At 39.2% G+C, this 16,190-nt stretch carries 19 protein-coding genes and 1 tRNA gene; 12 read left to right on the top strand and 8 right to left on the bottom strand.

Annotated features, from left to right (window positions below):
• Positions 1 to 657 carry a deoxyribose-phosphate aldolase gene (deoC, locus tag G3567_RS09235; RefSeq protein ID WP_164005040.1) on the bottom strand — a complete coding sequence of 219 codons (657 nt, stop codon included), beginning with the start codon at positions 655 to 657 and terminating at the stop codon, positions 1 to 3.
• A gap of 140 nt (positions 658 to 797) precedes the next feature.
• Here deoC and rpsF point away from each other — a divergent pair, with 140 nt between their 5' ends.
• From rpsF to G3567_RS09270, 7 genes are all read left to right on the top strand, one after another.
• Positions 798 to 1,136: a 30S ribosomal protein S6 gene (gene rpsF / locus G3567_RS09240; protein ID WP_093369070.1), complete on the top strand. Its 339-nt coding sequence runs from the start codon at positions 798 to 800 to the stop codon at positions 1,134 to 1,136.
• 2 nt (positions 1,137 to 1,138) lie between these two features.
• Entirely contained in the window at positions 1,139 to 1,435 is a 297-nt protein-coding gene (gene rpsR / locus G3567_RS09245; RefSeq protein ID WP_003438584.1) for a 30S ribosomal protein S18, read from the top strand.
• Between the two features lie 12 nt (positions 1,436 to 1,447).
• Positions 1,448 to 1,897: a 50S ribosomal protein L9 gene (rplI, locus tag G3567_RS09250; protein WP_164005041.1), complete on the top strand. Its 450-nt coding sequence runs from the start codon at positions 1,448 to 1,450 to the stop codon at positions 1,895 to 1,897.
• A gap of 78 nt (positions 1,898 to 1,975) precedes the next feature.
• Positions 1,976 to 5,140 carry a TonB-dependent receptor gene (locus G3567_RS09255; protein ID WP_164005042.1) on the top strand — a complete coding sequence of 1,055 codons (3,165 nt, stop codon included), beginning with the start codon at positions 1,976 to 1,978 and terminating at the stop codon, positions 5,138 to 5,140.
• Positions 5,141 to 5,206: 66 nt separating this feature from the next.
• Positions 5,207 to 5,680: a DUF6495 family protein gene (locus G3567_RS09260; protein ID WP_164005043.1), complete on the top strand. Its 474-nt coding sequence runs from the start codon at positions 5,207 to 5,209 to the stop codon at positions 5,678 to 5,680.
• Between the two features lie 35 nt (positions 5,681 to 5,715).
• Positions 5,716 to 7,092, top strand: a complete 1,377-nt coding sequence (gene hisS, locus G3567_RS09265; RefSeq protein ID WP_164005044.1) for a histidine--tRNA ligase — start codon at positions 5,716 to 5,718, stop codon at positions 7,090 to 7,092.
• A 70-nt stretch (positions 7,093 to 7,162) separates the two neighbouring features.
• Entirely contained in the window at positions 7,163 to 7,369 is a 207-nt protein-coding gene (locus G3567_RS09270; protein WP_164005045.1) for a hypothetical protein, read from the top strand.
• A gap of 111 nt (positions 7,370 to 7,480) precedes the next feature.
• Here the strand turns inward: G3567_RS09270 and G3567_RS09275 are convergent.
• Positions 7,481 to 7,554: transfer RNA gene (locus G3567_RS09275), tRNA-Met, on the bottom strand.
• 129 nt (positions 7,555 to 7,683) lie between these two features.
• Between G3567_RS09275 and G3567_RS09280 the strand changes: the two genes are divergently transcribed.
• Both G3567_RS09280 and G3567_RS09285 read left to right on the top strand, forming a co-directional pair.
• A complete protein-coding gene (locus G3567_RS09280; protein WP_164005046.1) occupies positions 7,684 to 8,076 on the top strand; it encodes an START-like domain-containing protein in 393 nt (130 codons plus the stop codon).
• Between the two features lie 13 nt (positions 8,077 to 8,089).
• On the top strand, positions 8,090 to 8,944 hold the full coding sequence (locus tag G3567_RS09285) for an aminotransferase class IV (RefSeq protein WP_164005047.1): 855 nt from the start codon (positions 8,090 to 8,092) through the stop codon (positions 8,942 to 8,944).
• On the opposite strand, the gene G3567_RS09290 is transcribed toward G3567_RS09285, so the two are convergent.
• The 5 genes from G3567_RS09290 to G3567_RS09310 form a co-directional block, all read right to left on the bottom strand.
• Entirely contained in the window at positions 8,941 to 9,504 is a 564-nt protein-coding gene (locus G3567_RS09290) for a YqgE/AlgH family protein (protein ID WP_164005048.1), read from the bottom strand. The genes G3567_RS09285 and G3567_RS09290 overlap by 4 nt on opposite strands.
• A gap of 109 nt (positions 9,505 to 9,613) precedes the next feature.
• On the bottom strand, positions 9,614 to 9,886 hold the full coding sequence (locus tag G3567_RS09295) for an HU family DNA-binding protein (RefSeq protein WP_003438613.1): 273 nt from the start codon (positions 9,884 to 9,886) through the stop codon (positions 9,614 to 9,616).
• A gap of 165 nt (positions 9,887 to 10,051) precedes the next feature.
• Positions 10,052 to 11,005 carry a methionyl-tRNA formyltransferase gene (gene fmt / locus G3567_RS09300; protein WP_235923538.1) on the bottom strand — a complete coding sequence of 318 codons (954 nt, stop codon included), beginning with the start codon at positions 11,003 to 11,005 and terminating at the stop codon, positions 10,052 to 10,054.
• Positions 11,006 to 11,007: 2 nt separating this feature from the next.
• Positions 11,008 to 12,921, bottom strand: coding sequence for a RecQ family ATP-dependent DNA helicase (locus G3567_RS09305; RefSeq protein ID WP_164005049.1), 1,914 nt, complete (start codon positions 12,919 to 12,921; stop codon positions 11,008 to 11,010).
• Complete coding sequence (locus tag G3567_RS09310; RefSeq protein ID WP_164005050.1) at positions 12,918 to 13,469, bottom strand: AAA family ATPase; 552 nt, start codon at positions 13,467 to 13,469, stop codon at positions 12,918 to 12,920. Before G3567_RS09310 ends, G3567_RS09305 begins: the two co-directional genes overlap by 4 nt.
• Before the next feature lie 65 nt (positions 13,470 to 13,534).
• Here G3567_RS09310 and G3567_RS09315 point away from each other — a divergent pair, with 65 nt between their 5' ends.
• From G3567_RS09315 to murA, 3 genes are read left to right on the top strand one after another with little or no spacing between them, the layout of a single operon-like run.
• Positions 13,535 to 13,831, top strand: a complete 297-nt coding sequence (locus G3567_RS09315) for a DUF493 family protein (protein WP_164005051.1) — start codon at positions 13,535 to 13,537, stop codon at positions 13,829 to 13,831.
• Positions 13,832 to 13,882: 51 nt separating this feature from the next.
• Positions 13,883 to 14,524, top strand: coding sequence for a DUF4290 domain-containing protein (locus G3567_RS09320; protein ID WP_164005052.1), 642 nt, complete (start codon positions 13,883 to 13,885; stop codon positions 14,522 to 14,524).
• Positions 14,525 to 15,838 carry a UDP-N-acetylglucosamine 1-carboxyvinyltransferase gene (murA, locus tag G3567_RS09325; RefSeq protein ID WP_164005053.1) on the top strand — a complete coding sequence of 438 codons (1,314 nt, stop codon included), beginning with the start codon at positions 14,525 to 14,527 and terminating at the stop codon, positions 15,836 to 15,838. It begins immediately after the preceding gene.
• 208 nt (positions 15,839 to 16,046) lie between these two features.
• On the opposite strand, the gene G3567_RS13570 is transcribed toward murA, so the two are convergent.
• Positions 16,047 to 16,169 carry a hypothetical protein gene (locus G3567_RS13570; protein WP_262887119.1) on the bottom strand — a complete coding sequence of 41 codons (123 nt, stop codon included), beginning with the start codon at positions 16,167 to 16,169 and terminating at the stop codon, positions 16,047 to 16,049.
• Between the last annotated feature and the right edge of the window lie 21 nt (positions 16,170 to 16,190).

Below are 16,190 nucleotides of genomic sequence, written 5' to 3' on the forward strand. Positions count from 1 at the left end.
TTAATAGGTTGAATTAAACGAAGTTCCTTCTACGATGGCAATTCCTGCGGAAGCCCCAATTCTGGAAACACCAAGGTCTATGTAAGCTTTAGCCGTTTCGGAATCTCTTATACCGCCTGAAGCTTTAATTTTAACCTGATCAGAGGTATTTTCGGTCATGAGTTTTACCGCTTCCAACGTGGCCCCATGTCTGCTGAAGCCCGTAGAGGTTTTTACAAAGTCTGCACCCGCTTTTTCAGCTAACTGACAGGCTACAGCAATGTCATCCTCAGACAGGTTACAGATTTCCAGTATCACCTTTAAGGTATGCTCACCTATGGCGTTTTTAACGGATTGGATGTCTGCTTGCACATAATCGTGATCCTTATCCTTTAGTTTCCCCTGATGAATCACCATGTCTATTTCGGAAGCTCCATCAGCTACCGCCTGTTTTGCTTCTTCAACTTTGGCTGTTGTCGAGGAAGCTCCTAGGGGAAAACCGACTACGGTACATACTTTAACATCAGAATACTTAAGAATTTCAGCTGCAGCTTTTACATAGGATGAGTTGATACAAACCGCAGCAAATTTATAAGCGATGGCTTCTTCGCACAGGTTATGTATCTGTTTTAATGTGGCATCAGCATTTAATAAAGTATGATCTATATAAGTATTCATAGGTGTTTAAATGAATTTTGAGTAAAGATAAAAGTTTGAAATTGATATAGGAAACATTCCCTGAAATATATCAAGACAAGGGGTTTGCAATATTAAGAATAAGTTGTACTTTTGCAGGCATTAAATTAAAACAAATATTTATGAATCATTATGAAACTGTTTTCATCTTGAATCCCGTTTTATCTGAAGAACAGATAAAGGAAACAGTAAAGAAATACGAAGATTTTCTTGTTTCGAAAGGTGCAAAGATGGTAAACAAAGAAGATTGGGGCCTAAAAAAATTGGCTTACCCGATCCAGCACAAGAAGAGTGGATTTTACCACTTGTTTGAGTACACAGTAGATGGAGCAACCATCGAGCCTTTAGAAGTTATGTTTAGAAGAGACGAGAGAATGATGCGTTATTTGACCGTTGCATTAGACAAACATGCTATTGATTGGGCTAAAGAACGAGTTAAACGAATTAAAACTGGCGCGTAATTATGGCAACAATTGAAGAACAATCGAAAGGTAAGAATGACGGTGAGATTAGATACCTAACCCCGTTAGACATTGAAACAAAAAGTAAAACCCGTTTTTGTCGTTTTAAAAGAGCTGGCATCAAGTATGTTGATTACAAAAATGCTGACTTCTTGATGGAATTCGTGAACGAGCAAGGTAAAATCTTACCAAGACGTTTAACAGGAACCTCTTTAAAATACCAAAGAAAAGTATCACAGGCTATTAAGCGTTCACGCCACTTAGCTTTGATGCCATACGTAGGTGATTTATTAAAATAAAAAGGCAAAAAAATGGAAATTATACTTAAAAAAGACGTTGAAAAACTTGGTTTTGCCGATGACTTAGTATCTGTGAAAAACGGATACGGTCGTAACTTTTTAATTCCTCAGGGTCTTGCAGTACTTGCAACACCTTCAGCAAAAAAAGTTTTGGCAGAAAACCTTAAGCAACGTGCTTACAAAGAAAAGAAAGTTATAGAAGAGGCTCATACTTTAGCTGAAAGAGCTAAAGAGCTTGACATAAAAATACCTTCTAAGGCAGGTGCTGGTGATAAACTTTTTGGAAGTATTACCGCTGGTGATCTTAGCGACGAGTTGAAAAAGCATGATGTGGACATCGACAAGAAGTACATTACTATCTTAGGTGGAAACATTAAACGCTTAGGTCAATACGAAGCAAAATTGAGATTTCACAGAGATGTGATTTTAGATTTTACTTTTGATGTTGTAGAAGAAAGCTAAATGCATTCGATTTAAATTATTTTATAAGCTGTCCTTATGGGACAGCTTTTTTTTTACACTAACCAAAGCCTTTCTTACATGAAAAAAATTTACATCCTTATTCTATTATTCTTTATGGGGCTGTCTTCAGCTATGGCTCAAGTGACCACCGCTACCATCTCCGGTCTGGTCAAGGATGACCAGGGAATACCATTGCCCGGCGCAAATGTGGTCGCTACACATTTACCCACAGGATCTGTTTATGGGGCTATGACCAATATGGATGGGAGATTCCGATTGAATAACTTGAGAATTGGAGGACCCTATCGGGTTAACATAAGTTATGTTGGCTTCGAAACCAAGATTTTGGATAACATAACTCTCGACCTGGGGGAAACCTACAATATAGATATCACACTGGTAACGACTTCCAATGCACTGGATGAAGTCCTGATTACGGTTTCCGATAACCCGACTTTCTCCAGCGAAAGAACGGGTGCAGCTACCCAAATTACCAGTAAAGACTTAAAAGGATTACCCACTATTTCCAGATCAGCACAGGATTTTACAAGACTGGAACCTACGGCAAGCGGCAACTCCTTTGGTGGCAGAAATGATCAGTTCAACAATTTCAGCTTAGATGGGGCCGTTTTCAATAATCCCTTTGGTCTGGACTCTCCAACTCCCGGCGGACAAACTGGTGCTCAACCCATTTCCCTGGATGCCATTGAACAAATTAAAGTCACTACAGCGCCTTACGATGTGACCTTATCTGGTTTTACTGGTGCTTCGGTGAACGCTGTTACCAAAAGCGGCGATAACACCTTCGATGCTACAGTTTACAGTTTTTTCAGAAATGAAAACCTGACTGGGGGTGAAATTAAAGGTCAGGACGTACCTAGAAATGACTTGAATCAAATTCAATATGGTGTAAGTGTAGGCGGACCCATTATTGAAAATAAACTGTTCTTCTTTGCTAATTTTGAAAAAGATGACAGAACAGATTTAGGCTCCCCTTTTACTCCGAACAGAGGGACAGGAGCCATTGATGAATCCAGAGTTCTAGCTACAGATATGATGGCGGTTTCTAATGCCCTTGCAAATTTGGGGTACGATACCGGAAGGTTTGAAGGTTTCAATTATAATTCTGAATCTACAAAAGGTATTCTGAAATTGGATTGGAACATCAATAAGGATCACAAAGCAGCGCTTATTTATAACTTCTTAAGAGCTTCGAAAGATAATCCTGCGCACAGAACCGCTCTTGGATTTAGAGGACCAAGCCCCTCTGTCATTCAATTCGAAAATTCCGGATACCAGTCCAATAACAATCTGAATTCCGTTCAGTTTGAACTGAATTCCAGTTTTGGTAACAAGTATTCCAATAAATTTCAGGCGGGATATACGTATTTTAATGATTTCAGGAATCCGTTTTCTGCTCCGGCTCCTCCCATTACGATTCAGGATGGAAGTGGTTCAAACTTCATCATAGCCGGACACGAGCCCTTTTCTATTAACAATGAACTACAGCAAAAGGTATTTCAGGTCACCAATAATTTCAACATTTTTGTAGGGGATCATTCCATTACTCTTGGAACAGCTTTTGAGCGTTTTGAATTTGATAATTCATTCAATTTAGCGGCTTACGACAACTTTGGCAATCCAAACGGATATTACGGAACCTTCAGGGCTTATCCTTCTGTAGATGCCTTTCTAGCTGATGCTAATGCCGGAAGCCAGAGTGCGATAGCCCAAAACTTAACCTATGCTCAGAACGTTTTCGAATCCAGGAACGCCAAGGGTGTTGGAAACGATGGGGGATGGAGGCTTGCTGAAGTCAATGTAGGCCAGCTGTCCTTTTATGCACAAGACGAATGGAGTATAGCCGATAATTTCAAGCTTTCCTATGGAATACGATTCGATAAACCGATGTATTTCAATACAGATGAAAAAATTAGAGAGTTTATTGAGACCGATAATGGAGCTTCAGTAGATCCTCAGACGGTTTATTATGATCCTGAAACCAATTCAGAAACAACTTTAAACTCGACTGAACTTCCAACGGATGACTTTTTAATTTCTCCAAGGCTTGGATTTAACTGGGATGTTCGCAACGACAAAACCTTACAAATAAGAGGTGGAACCGGAGTATTTACGGGTAGATTGCCTTTCGTCTGGATTGGCAATCAGGTGAGTGGTGCAGATCAAACATTTTTTCAAATCGTAGATCCGGAATTTAAATTCCCACAGGTATGGCGGTCGAATCTGGGTGTGGATTATAAATTCGACAATGGAATCATCGCTTCCACAGACCTTTCTTACACCGAGGATATCAATGCCGCTCATGTTCAGAACTGGGGATTGCAGGAACCATCAGAAAGCCTTGCCGGTGTAGATAACAGAGCCATTTACGCCGCTGTTGATAAAGGAGCTAACAATGCGTATGTGTTTACAAATTCTGACAAAGGAAGAATTTTCAATGCCGTTGCAACCTTAAAAAAGAACTTTGATAACGGACTTTATGTAAGTGCTTCCTACAGCTACTTGAATGCAAAAGACGTGAACTCCATAGAGGCGGAAATTACTGGAGACGCTTTTAATTTCAACCCAACCTTAGGAAACGCAAACACGGATGCCTTAGGCTTTTCAAAATACGGAGATACACATCGTTTCATCGCTGTTATCTCTAAAAACTGGCAGTATGGTTCCCAAAAACAATGGGAAACCACAGTCTCCAGTTTTATAGAATATGCCAAAGGGGGGCGTTATAACTACACCTATGGCGGAGACATCAATAATGATGGGTCAAACATCAATGACCTCCTTTACATTCCAACAGAACAGGAACTGCTGCAGATGCAGTTTACTGGTCCCGGACAAGCAGATGCTTATAATGCATTTATTGAAAATAACGACTATATGCGGGATAACAGAGGCCGTTATTTTGAAAGATATGGCGCTTTGGCACCCTGGAGAAGTACAGTAGACCTTAAAGTTTTACAGGACTACAACTTCAAGGTTTCCGGAGACAAAACCAATACAATTCAGCTGAGTCTAGATATTCTTAATTTGGGTAACTTAATTAATTCGGACTGGGGCATCGTGCAGGAACCCTTTAATCAACAGCCGATAGGCGTCTCTGTCGATCAGCAAACCAATCTGCCGGTTTACAGCTTTAGTGAAAACAGAGTAGATTCATTTGCAGTCAATACCAGTTTAATCTCGCGCTGGAGAATGCAAGTGGGATTGAGATATAGTTTCTAAACAGCTTATCAATTTCAATGCTAAGATGGGTAGAGCTTCTGCCGATCTTTTTTTATTTTTGCAACTATGAAATACGAAAGACTTACACAGGAACAGCTCAAAGAAATGCACAAGGAATTTATCAATTTTTTGGCAAGCCAGTCTATCACAAAGGAAGAATGGGAAGACATAAAAACCCATAAGCCACAGGTAGCAGAAGATGAACTCGATGTCTTTAGCGATCTCGTCTGGGAGGGTGTCCTTAATAAGGTGAATTATCTTGAGCATTTTTCTCCACAACAGCTGTTTTTATTTGAATTTACTGATCAATATATCAATCTGATCGGAATCAAAATAGAAAATGAAGCGGTTGATATCAATACCAAAGAAGGCTTTCAATGGCTAAGAGATAATTTACTGAATGAGGACATACAGATCTATACGTCCCAAAAAGCCCTGAGCGAAGACAGAAATAAAGATATTTTCGCCCTTATAAAACAAGGCGCTCACATCACCAAAGGCAAACTTTATCAGTATTTTAATGCGATGGTAGAAAAGTAAATTTATTTTAGCGTTATTAAATTTTAATATTCAGCATGGCAAGCAAAGCGTCAATACCCAAGGGAACGAGAGATTTTTCACCACTGGAAGTCAGTAAGCGACACTATATCACATCCACGATTCAAAAGCATTTTAAAGACTTTGGTTTTCAGCCTATAGAAACCCCAAGCTTTGAAAACTCGGATACCCTGATGGGTAAATATGGCGATGAAGGCGATCGGCTGATTTTTAAAATTTTAAATTCTGGAGATTTTCTGAAAAAAGTGGACTCCGGGGTTTATGATGAAAAAGACAGCCTGAAACTATCATCCTCCATTTCAGAAAAAGCACTGAAGTACGATCTTACCGTACCCTTTGCCAGGTATGTGGTTCAGCATCAAAACGAAATTGATTTCCCGTTTAAACGCTACCAGGTGCAGAATGTCTACAGAGCCGACAGACCTCAAAAAGGGAGATTCAGAGAATTTACACAATGCGATGCAGACGTTATTGGCAGTGATAGTTTGTGGCAGGAAGTGGAGTTTATCCAGTTATACGATGTCGTTTTTTCCAGCTTGAAACTCGAGGGGGTTTGCATCAAAATGAATAACAGAAAAATTCTTTCGGGTCTTGCTGAAGTGATTGGTGAAAGCGATAGACTCATCGACTTTACAGTGGCTTTGGATAAACTGGACAAAATAGGAGAGGAGGGCGTCAAAAAAGAAATGCTGGAAAAAGGGATTTCTCAGTCTGCTATCGAAAACATCAAACCTATCTTCAATTTTGAAGGTGATTTCGGATCGAAAATAGAACTTTTAAAATCTTTGTTGTCCAATTCTGAAGTTGGCCAAAAAGGAATAGAGGAACTGGAGTTTATTCAAAAGGTTTTACAGGAATTACCTTTACAAACGGCAACACTAGACCTGGACGTTACCCTTGCTCGGGGGCTCAATTACTACACAGGCGCTATTTTTGAAATAGCGGCTCCAGAAGCTGTTAAAATGGGATCCATAGGCGGTGGTGGAAGGTACGATGACCTGACCGGTATCTTCGGTCTGAAAAACATGAGTGGCGTGGGTATTTCCTTTGGTTTGGACAGAATTTACCTGGTGCTTGAAGAGTTGGGATTATTTCCACAGGAAATAAAGGAAACCACCAAGGTCCTGTTCATCAACTTTGGAGAAGATGAGGCTTTATATGCATTGAAGGCGGTCTCAAAATTGAGAGCCTCTTCAATTTCTGCCGAATTATATCCAGATCCTGCTAAAATGAAAAAGCAAATGACTTATGCAGACCGGAGAAATATTCCCTATGTAGTTTTAGCCGGCGGAAGCGAAATGCAGTCTGAAGTCTACAATTTGAAAACCATGAAAACTGGGGAGCAGGAATCGTATTCGATTGAAAACTTGATAAATAAACTATCGAATTCTTAGTTTTTACCCTTTTAACGCTTTATTATAGAGTGTAAAATGAGATAATCTCTATATTTAAACAAAAAGAGTTATGAGTTTAGAGGATAAAAAACATATTAAGCCCTGGGAAGATGCAAGTAAAAGTGAAGATCAGGTACATCTGGCCGACATGCATGGCGATGGAGTTCACTTCAACAGAGACATTAAAGCAAAAGCCAAGCGTGACAAACAACTGGCTAAAGAGAAAGCAGAAAAAAAGCAGAAAAAGAAAGCTATTAAGAAAAAAGCAGGTCAATAATTCTACCTACGCAGAGCTTAGTATAGTTAACAGCTTTAAAAAGGATACCTGACCAGGACTTTTACCCGAATTTAAAACATAAAAAACCCTGCAATATGCAGGGTTTTTTTGTAGCGTGGACGAGAGTTGAACTCGTGACCTCCGGGTTATGAATCCGACGCTCTAACCAACTGAGCTACCACGCCTTTTTAAAGGTTTGCAAAGATAATATTATCTTTTGCTTTCGCAAATTTGTTTATAGAATAATTTCAATTAAAATTTTTATTCTTCACCCAATTATCCATATATTGCTTTTCAATCTAAAATTGATTAAGATGAGTGATAAAGTCAAATATGAATTAGAATTTCCAATACAAGCCTCTCCATCTTTATTGTATCAATACATTTCAACTCCTTCAGGTTTAAGTGAATGGTTTGCTGATAATGTGAACTCCAGAGGCGAGCTTTTTACCTTTATTTGGGAAGGTAGTGAGGAACAGGCTAAGTTACTTTCCAAAAAAACAGACGATCGAATAAAACTGAGATGGACAGCAGATGAGGAAGAGGGTCTGAATTATTATTTTGAGATGAAGATTCAGGTCGACGAAATCACCAAAGATGTTTCTCTCATGATTACTGATTTTGCTGAAGAAGACGAACTAGACGAAGGGAAAATGCTATGGGAAAATACAGTTTCAGATTTAAAGCAAATTTTAGGTTCCTCATAAATACAATTTCTCTATGAACGTTTTTATAAACGGTGAAATACAATCTGTTGAAAATTCTTCTCTAAGCCTCAATAACAGAGGGTATACTTATGGAGATGGACTCTTTGAAACCTTAAGAGTCATCAACTCCAAAATCATGTTTTGGGAGTCTCATTATTTTAGATTGATGTCCTCCATGAGGATTTTAAGAATGCAAATTCCAATGGAGTTTTCTCCGGAATATTTGGAAGAAAAAATTATTGAGCTTATACAAGCCAACGACTTAGAAAAAGCTTCAGTTCGCGTAAAAATAAATATTCACAGAAACGAAGGCGGGTTTTATACGCCTGAAGATAACGCTGTGGGCTATATCATTTCCACCAAAGTTTTGGATAATGCGTTTTTCACATTGAATGATAAAGCTTATGAAGTAGAGTTGTTCAAAGATCATTATATCCTCTCCGGAATGCTTTCCACGATCAAATCCAATAATAAGCTGGTCAATATCCTGGCAGGTATTTATGCGAAAGAAAATGACTTTGACAATTGTTTTCTGATCAATGAAAAGAAATCTGTTCTGGAAGTGACCAATGGTAATATTTTTGTTGTCAAGGGTAAAGACATCAAAACACCACCTTTATCGGATGGTTGTCTGAATGGTATTATCCGGAAACAACTGATAGAGATTTTAGAAAAGGCGGAAGACTATAATTTGAAACAAGAGTCGATTTCTCCGTTTGAATTGCAGAAAGCGGATGAAATTTTCTACACAAACGCTATACAGGGCATCCAGTCCATCAGTAAATACAGAAAGAAGACATTTGTTCAAACCGTGGCTAAAAGCTTAATAGGTAAGCTTAATGCAAAGGCCAGGCTGGCGGAAGTTTAATTGTTATTGGGATTTTCTGGTGCATTAGACCATAAAAGATATTCACCGCCAAGTTTTTTCATTTTCTGCTGCCAGTACTGTCCGTCTTTTAAGGAATTGAGAATATCATTTGATTTGGTATTCGAGTCTATAATCCATGTATTCAGATCGATTTCAGAGGCTAGTTGCGAAGCATCCCATCCGGAGTATCCAAGAAAAAACTTAATGTTCTCGCTTGTGATTTGCTTGGTATTGATCAAATGGACTATGCGTTCAAACGAACCACCCCAGTATATACCGCCTTTTATTTCAATACTGTCTTTAACGAGGTGAGGAACATCATGGATAAAATAAAGGTTTTCCTGTTCCACAGGGCCTCCGTTGAAAAGTTTAAAATGTTCGCTAATCTCAGGGATCAGTTCCTCAAGATTAAAGTCCAAAGGTTTGTTGATGATAAAACCAACAGCACCATCAGCATCTAAATGTGCTAAAAGTATAACCGATCGGTTAAACGTTAAATCTCCAATCGTAGAAGGTTCAGATATTAACACATCACCTCGATTTGGCTGTAGTCTTTCCATAGTTAGCGGTTTAGATTTAACAATTTAACTAAAAATATTAAAAAAAGAAAATAAAAAAAGACCTTTTGGTAAAAGGTCTTTAGTTTCTTAACAATGTAAAAATTTAAGCTTAGTTAACTGCTTTTTGCAAGTCAGATCCAGCTTTGAATTTCACTACATTTTTAGCAGCAATCTTGATAGTTTTACCTGTTTGAGGATTTCTACCTTCACGTGCAGCTCTTTTAGATACAGACCAAGATCCAAATCCAACCAAAGAAACGCGATCTCCTTTTTTAAGAGCGCCTTCTACGTTTTCTAGAAAAGACTCCAATGCTTTTTTAGCTTCTGCTTTAGTTACACCAGCATCTTCTGCCATGGCATCAATTAAATTCGTTTTGTTCATAATGTAAAATTTAGAGTTTGTTGATTAAACATTTTATTAACACTTACAAATTTATATGGAAAATATTACTGTGCAAGAAAATACCGATAAAATCCTTGTAGAATAGGCAAAAAACAGGTGTTTGAGCTCAAATTTTATATAAATGTCAGTTTTAAAACTCAGATATCAAAGAAATTTATACGTCTTTTCCCATCCCAGACCATTCACCAGGGCCTGAGATGGCATCCTTTTCTTACCCGGTAATTGAAGTTCATGGATTTGAACGTAACCGTTTTTCACAGCCACAGAAATGTTTTTTTCTTCTTTATTATAAAAAGAAGAACCAATCGCTTTATCATGATTTTCAGGTTTAGCAGCAACTTTATATACTTTTACTTTCAAAACCTTCCCATCAATATCAAGCTGTGTCCAGGCCGTAGGGAAAGGAGTGAGCCCCCTCACAAAGTCGACGATCTTTTCTGCGGACTGATTCCAGTTTATTTTCGTGTTTTCTTTGGTGAGTTTCGGCGCAGACCTCAAAGCGTTTTCCTGTGGTTGTGATTTAGCTTGAACTTGTCCTTTCTCAATAGACCTGACGGTATCAAGGACCAGTTCAGCTCCCAGGGCCATAAGTTTATCGTGAAGGCTCTCCACATCATCTTCAGCCTCTATGGGCAAAGACCTGGAATCAATAATTTTACCGGTGTCGATTTCTTCATCGATAAAGAAGGTCGTGACCCCGGTTTCTTTTTCGCCATTGATGATGGCCCAGTTGATAGGGGCCGCACCCCGGTACTGGGGCAGTAAGGAGGCGTGAAGGTTAAAGGTTCCGTAGTCGGGGAAATCCCACACCGCTTTGGGCAGCATTCTAAACGCGACCACCACAATCAAGTTGGGGGCCAGGCGTTTTAAATCTGCTTGAAATTCACTAGATTTTAAGTTGACAGGTTGTAAAACTTCTAGATTTTGTTGTTCCGCATACTGCTTTACAGCAGAAGAATGCAGCTTTTTTCCGCGCCCTGCAGGCTTGTCCGGCGCAGTAACCACACCAACAACATTGGCTTCAGCCCTTACCAAAGGGTCTAAAATCCCAACAGCAAACTCGGGAGTTCCCATAAAAAGTATACGTAATTCCTTCATTTTCATTTTTTTATATAAGTATTTTTGGAAGTCAGTTTAATTTTTCCTTTTTCCAAAAGCTGTTGCAGGCTTTCAAGAACAGCAGCTTTAGGAAAATCGCTTTTTTGAATAATTTCCTTTGAATTTGATTCAGACTGATTTAAGGTCTTCAGGATAAATAGCTCTATGTTTTTATAATGCTTAGAATCCGGCTCCTTTGTAGCTTTTGCTTTAGCCTTGAGGCAATTGCTGCAGGTTCCACAGACACCGAAGTCTTTCTCGCCAAAGTACGACAGAATAAACCTTTGCAGACACATGCTAACTTCATCGATATATTTCAACACGGTTTCAGCTTTTTGAAGCTTATTTTCCTGGTATTGAACTATATATTTCCGAAGTGGATTTAAGGTGTACTTATCTTCACGCGGCGGTATCAAGGTTATGCTCAGATCTTGCTTAATGAATTCTGCCGAAAGTAAGCCGTGTTTTTCCAGGGCTTCCAGTTGAGAATAAACTTCAGCATCATTAAATCCTGTCTTCTTCTTAAGGAGTTGAGTATTGACCGTCAGTTCCTGCTCGAAAACTCCTCCATAGGTTCTCAGTAAGGTTCTTACCAAGAGAGCATACTGTGTATGAGCGTCAATAAAGTGAATAAGCTGCTCGCTTGATACCAAAAACTTCAGTTTGGTTTTCTTCTGAAAAGATTTATCTAAACTAATCACACTTAGCCGATCTAAAAGATTCAGTGTATTGTAGGTCAAAATGGTATGCAGCTTATAGCGCAGACAAAATTCGTGAAAGTTGAAATCAAAGGTTTTATTCTCTCCTTCACCATAAGCCACCCTGAAGTTGCTCATCAAAGCTTTGTAAACCACCTGAACGGCTTCGAAGCTAGGTATCGTTTTCACAAACTGGTTATTCAAGCGCTGTTTATCGCTTTCATTATATAAAATAGTCGCTTCGGCAGGTAAACCATCTCTTCCGGCTCTTCCCGCTTCCTGGTAATAGCTTTCCATACTTTCAGGCAAATGGTAGTGAATCACCTGCCTGACACTGGCTTTGTCGATTCCCATGCCAAAAGCATTGGTGGCAATCATGATGTGGTGTTCCTCAGCCAGCCAAGAGGCCAGTCGCTTCTGCTTTTCTGCCTGGGTAATGCCGCCATGAAAGAACGTAGATTTTAAACCTTTCTTGTTTAGAAAATCGGACAATTCCATAGAGGCAGAGCGGTTTCGAACATACACAATACTGCTTGGTTTCGATTTATTTAGCATGCTAAACAGGTCATTCATTTTATCATTCGAAAACACATTCAGGAAAGAAATGTTTGTCCGTTCAAAACTTTTTTCAACAATACTTGGAGCTTTCAGTCCAAGTTCATCAACAATGTCTTTTTTAACCTGAGAGGTTGCTGTGGCCGTTAAGGCTATGATGGGTACCTGCGGATGTAATTCTTTAAGAATTGAAATTTCACGGTAGGCCGGGCGAAAATCGTGCCCCCATTGCGAAATACAGTGGGCTTCGTCTACAGCTATAAAATTCACATTCATTTTGGCGATACGCTGCTGCACCAAATCCTGCTGTAGCCGTTCCGGAGATAAATACAGGAACTTGTAATTGCCGTACACACAATTGTCCAGCTTTTGATCGATTTCTTTATAAGGCATGCCGCTTTTCAGCAATTGGGCTTTGATTCCTCTGGACTTAAGATTTTCTACCTGATCCTGCATGAGGGCTACCAGGGGTGAAACCACAATACAGATTCCCGGTTCTGCCAGTGCAGGGATTTGAAAACAAAGCGATTTCCCGCCTCCGGTAGGCAGAAACACACAGGTATCTTTTCCCGCTAAAACAGAAGTGATAGCGAGTTCCTGTGAAGGCTTAAAACGTTCATATCCCCAGTAGGTTTCGAGTATGTCTAGGGGAGTGGGTGTCATTTTTGTTGTATGCGTTTCAAAATGAATTCGATGCGCTCCTGAATCCCTGATTTTGGCACTTCTATAAGTTCATAATTCAGATCTCGATAGGTTTTTACCAAAGCCGCCTGCAGATTCCTCGCAAGCTCCAAATCTTCGAAGCGTTCGTTGTCCTGGGTGTAAATGTCATTCCATATAGGGAAAAGAAACACATTATCGTATCTGTAATTTTCGTTGGCATTTTTAAATTCGACTGGATAGGCTTCCTGAAAGTGAGTCATATAGGCCGTAACATCCGGAATGCCCCGGTCAATAAAAACCTGACCGGTACTCAATGTTTCAGCTTCTTCAAATTGTTTGATCCTTCCTTTTAAAAGCATTTCGCTAAACTTCAAGGGCTCATCCAAAAACAGATGTTCAATCCCAAGTTGCCTTGCTTCGAGAGTAACTTCTCGAGAAATTTCGGGAAAACACCAATACCCTCTGTCAGATAAAGCTTCCAAAACAGTCGATTTCCCTGTGCTAGGGCCTCCAATAAGTAAATTTTTGACTGGTTTTAATTTGGTCATAGATTAATGCTACAAGAATTTATAAAAATAGGTAATAACAGTATATTTGCATAAAACTATTGAGAATGAAGTCCGATAAATCTTCAGATGAATTTTATAAAACGCTGCGCGAAAGACTTAAAAAGACGAGCGACTGGCCAGCTCCATACCTATATAAATTTATTGTCCCTTCTTCGGATCCAAAAAATTTAGATCACCTTATCTCAATTTTTGACAATCTTGGAGCTGTTATTTCAACTAAAAAATCTTCAAAAGGCAAATATACCAGCGTTTCTATTAATGTCACACTAAAATCACCAGATATTGTTATAGAAAAATACAAGCAGGTAGGTGAAGAAGTTGATAATGTGATTTCTCTGTAACCAGAGTAAAATTAAATGCTTATTTTGCAATCCTTATAAAAACAAAGAACATTGATAACCTATCTCGAGTACAATTCTGAAAGAAACGAATTAAAGATTCCTGAATACGGCAGACATATCCAGAAAATGGTAGAGTATGCCAAAACCATTGAGGATGACGAAAAAAGAAACAATACAGCTAAAGGCATAGTAGATGTCATGGGAAACATGAACCCTCACTTAAGAGATGTTCCTGACTTTCAACATAAATTATGGGATCAGCTGTTCATCATTAGTAATTTTGAATTGGATGTAGACTCTCCATTCCCAAAACCATCTCCAGATGAACTTTATGCGAGACCAGAGCCTTTGGCCTATCCGCAAAACTTTCCAAAATACAGGTTTTATGGCAATAACATCAAGCGCATGATTGATGAGGCTATTAAAATTGAAGATGATGAACTGAAAGAAGGACTGATGTTCAATATCGCTAATCACATGAAAAAATGCTATTTGAACTGGAATAAAGACTCCGTTTCAGATAAAATCATATTTGATCACTTGAGAGATTTGAGTGATGGTAAATTGGATTTGAAAGCCGATACAGAAGAATTAAGCGATGCTAATTCTTTAGTCCGTCAGGTCAAAAAATATTCAAAACCTCAAAAGAAAAGTTTTAAAGGTAGCAACCGCAATCGCAAACGCAAATACTAAATGGCAACTTTCCAAATAGAAGGAGGTCACCAACTCAAAGGTGAAATCCAGCCCCAGGGCGCAAAAAACGAAGCTTTACAAATTCTTTGTGCCGTTTTATTAACCCCCGATGAAATAATAATTCATAATGTCCCGGATATTCTTGATGTCAATAAACTGATTGAAATTTTAGGGAATCTTGGCGTTAAAATTCAAAAGCTAGGCAAAGGAAGCTTTTCTTTTAAATCGGATGAGCTCAACCTGGACTACCTTGAAAGTCAGAAATTTAAAGAGGAGGGAAGTAGTCTCAGAGGTTCAATTATGATCGTCGGACCACTTCTAGGCCGTTTTGGCAAAGGCTATATTCCGCGACCGGGCGGAGATAAAATCGGCAGACGACGCCTGGATACCCACTTTGGCGGATTTATAAAACTTGGCGCCAATTTTCGCTACAACAAAGAAGAGCGTTTTTATGGTGTAGAAGCCCCTGAAGGATTGAAGGGAACAGATATGCTTCTGGAAGAAGCTTCCGTAACCGGAACTGCAAATATTTTGATGGCTGCGGTTCTTGCTGAAGGAAAAACTACAATTTACAATGCTGCCTGTGAACCTTACATACAGCAGTTGTCGAAAATGCTGGTCTCTATGGGAGCGAAAATTGAAGGCATTAGTTCTAATCTTTTGAAGATTGAGGGCGTAAAAGAACTTACCGGCTGTACACACCGGGTACTGCCGGATATGATCGAAATCGGTTCCTGGATTGGGCTTGCGGCTATGACCAAAAGTGAAATTACCATCAAAAATGTAAGCTGGGATAATCTGGGAATTATTCCGGTAACCTTTAGAAAGCTGGGAATTCAAATCGAGCAGAAGGGAGATGATATTTATATCCCTGCGCACACCGATGGTTATGAAGTGGCTAGTTTTATTGATGGGTCGATCATGAACATCAGCGATGCACCATGGCCTGGGTTTACACCAGATTTACTCAGTATTATGCTGGTGGTCGCTACCCAGGCCAGAGGAAGTGTCTTGATTCATCAAAAGATGTTTGAAAGCAGACTTTTCTTTGTAGATAAACTCATTGACATGGGCGCAAAAATCATTCTTTGCGATCCTCACAGGGCTACGGTTATAGGTCATGATTTTGAATCTGAGCTGAAAGCCACCACGATGACAAGTCCGGACATACGCGCTGGTATTTCACTGCTGATTGCCGCCTTATCGGCCAAAGGAACATCTACGATTCATAATATTGAACAGATTGACAGGGGATACGAAAATATCGATGGTCGCCTAAAAGCGATTGGAGCAAAAATTTATCGTCACGATTAAGGCTTAAAGCTTTGAATCCAAATCTTCTACACCTCAAGCCTGTTAAGCTGAATTCTAAAAAAAACGCAGGAGATCTCTTGTTGTTTTACTAAAAGATACATCACTTGTAAGAACATGGCCAGAACAAAAGTCCTGGCCATGTTTTATGTTCAGATTCCGTTTATGAAATAAGCCACTGGGTTTGAGATTTATCGGCAGGAGGATGGTCTCAAAATCCCATATTGACCAAAGCATCCATAAACCAGGCTGAATTTAGCAATACCCAGAACGAATACACCTCTTCGAGGAGTATGTTTTCTTTTAAATGAATGCTGATGTTGTTAAGAGGCATTTTAAATTTTATGGAATCTAA

The sequence above is a fragment of the Psychroflexus aurantiacus genome, from assembly GCF_010820555.1.
GTDB lineage: Bacteria > Bacteroidota > Bacteroidia > Flavobacteriales > Flavobacteriaceae > Psychroflexus > Psychroflexus aurantiacus.

Coding starts and splice junctions, on each gene's coding strand:
- deoC (WP_164005040.1), bottom strand. CDS start 657: ATGAATACTTATATAGATCATACTTTATTAAATGCTGATGCCACATTA.
- rpsF (WP_093369070.1), top strand. CDS start 798: ATGAATCATTATGAAACTGTTTTCATCTTGAATCCCGTTTTATCTGAA.
- rpsR (WP_003438584.1), top strand. CDS start 1,139: ATGGCAACAATTGAAGAACAATCGAAAGGTAAGAATGACGGTGAGATT.
- rplI (WP_164005041.1), top strand. CDS start 1,448: ATGGAAATTATACTTAAAAAAGACGTTGAAAAACTTGGTTTTGCCGAT.
- G3567_RS09255 (WP_164005042.1), top strand. CDS start 1,976: ATGAAAAAAATTTACATCCTTATTCTATTATTCTTTATGGGGCTGTCT.
- G3567_RS09260 (WP_164005043.1), top strand. CDS start 5,207: ATGAAATACGAAAGACTTACACAGGAACAGCTCAAAGAAATGCACAAG.
- hisS (WP_164005044.1), top strand. CDS start 5,716: ATGGCAAGCAAAGCGTCAATACCCAAGGGAACGAGAGATTTTTCACCA.
- G3567_RS09270 (WP_164005045.1), top strand. CDS start 7,163: ATGAGTTTAGAGGATAAAAAACATATTAAGCCCTGGGAAGATGCAAGT.
- G3567_RS09280 (WP_164005046.1), top strand. CDS start 7,684: ATGAGTGATAAAGTCAAATATGAATTAGAATTTCCAATACAAGCCTCT.
- G3567_RS09285 (WP_164005047.1), top strand. CDS start 8,090: ATGAACGTTTTTATAAACGGTGAAATACAATCTGTTGAAAATTCTTCT.
- G3567_RS09290 (WP_164005048.1), bottom strand. CDS start 9,504: ATGGAAAGACTACAGCCAAATCGAGGTGATGTGTTAATATCTGAACCT.
- G3567_RS09295 (WP_003438613.1), bottom strand. CDS start 9,886: ATGAACAAAACGAATTTAATTGATGCCATGGCAGAAGATGCTGGTGTA.
- fmt (WP_235923538.1), bottom strand. CDS start 11,005: ATGAAGGAATTACGTATACTTTTTATGGGAACTCCCGAGTTTGCTGTT.
- G3567_RS09305 (WP_164005049.1), bottom strand. CDS start 12,921: ATGACACCCACTCCCCTAGACATACTCGAAACCTACTGGGGATATGAA.
- G3567_RS09310 (WP_164005050.1), bottom strand. CDS start 13,469: ATGACCAAATTAAAACCAGTCAAAAATTTACTTATTGGAGGCCCTAGC.
- G3567_RS09315 (WP_164005051.1), top strand. CDS start 13,535: ATGAAGTCCGATAAATCTTCAGATGAATTTTATAAAACGCTGCGCGAA.
- murA (WP_164005053.1), top strand. CDS start 14,525: ATGGCAACTTTCCAAATAGAAGGAGGTCACCAACTCAAAGGTGAAATC.
- G3567_RS13570 (WP_262887119.1), bottom strand. CDS start 16,169: ATGCCTCTTAACAACATCAGCATTCATTTAAAAGAAAACATACTCCTC.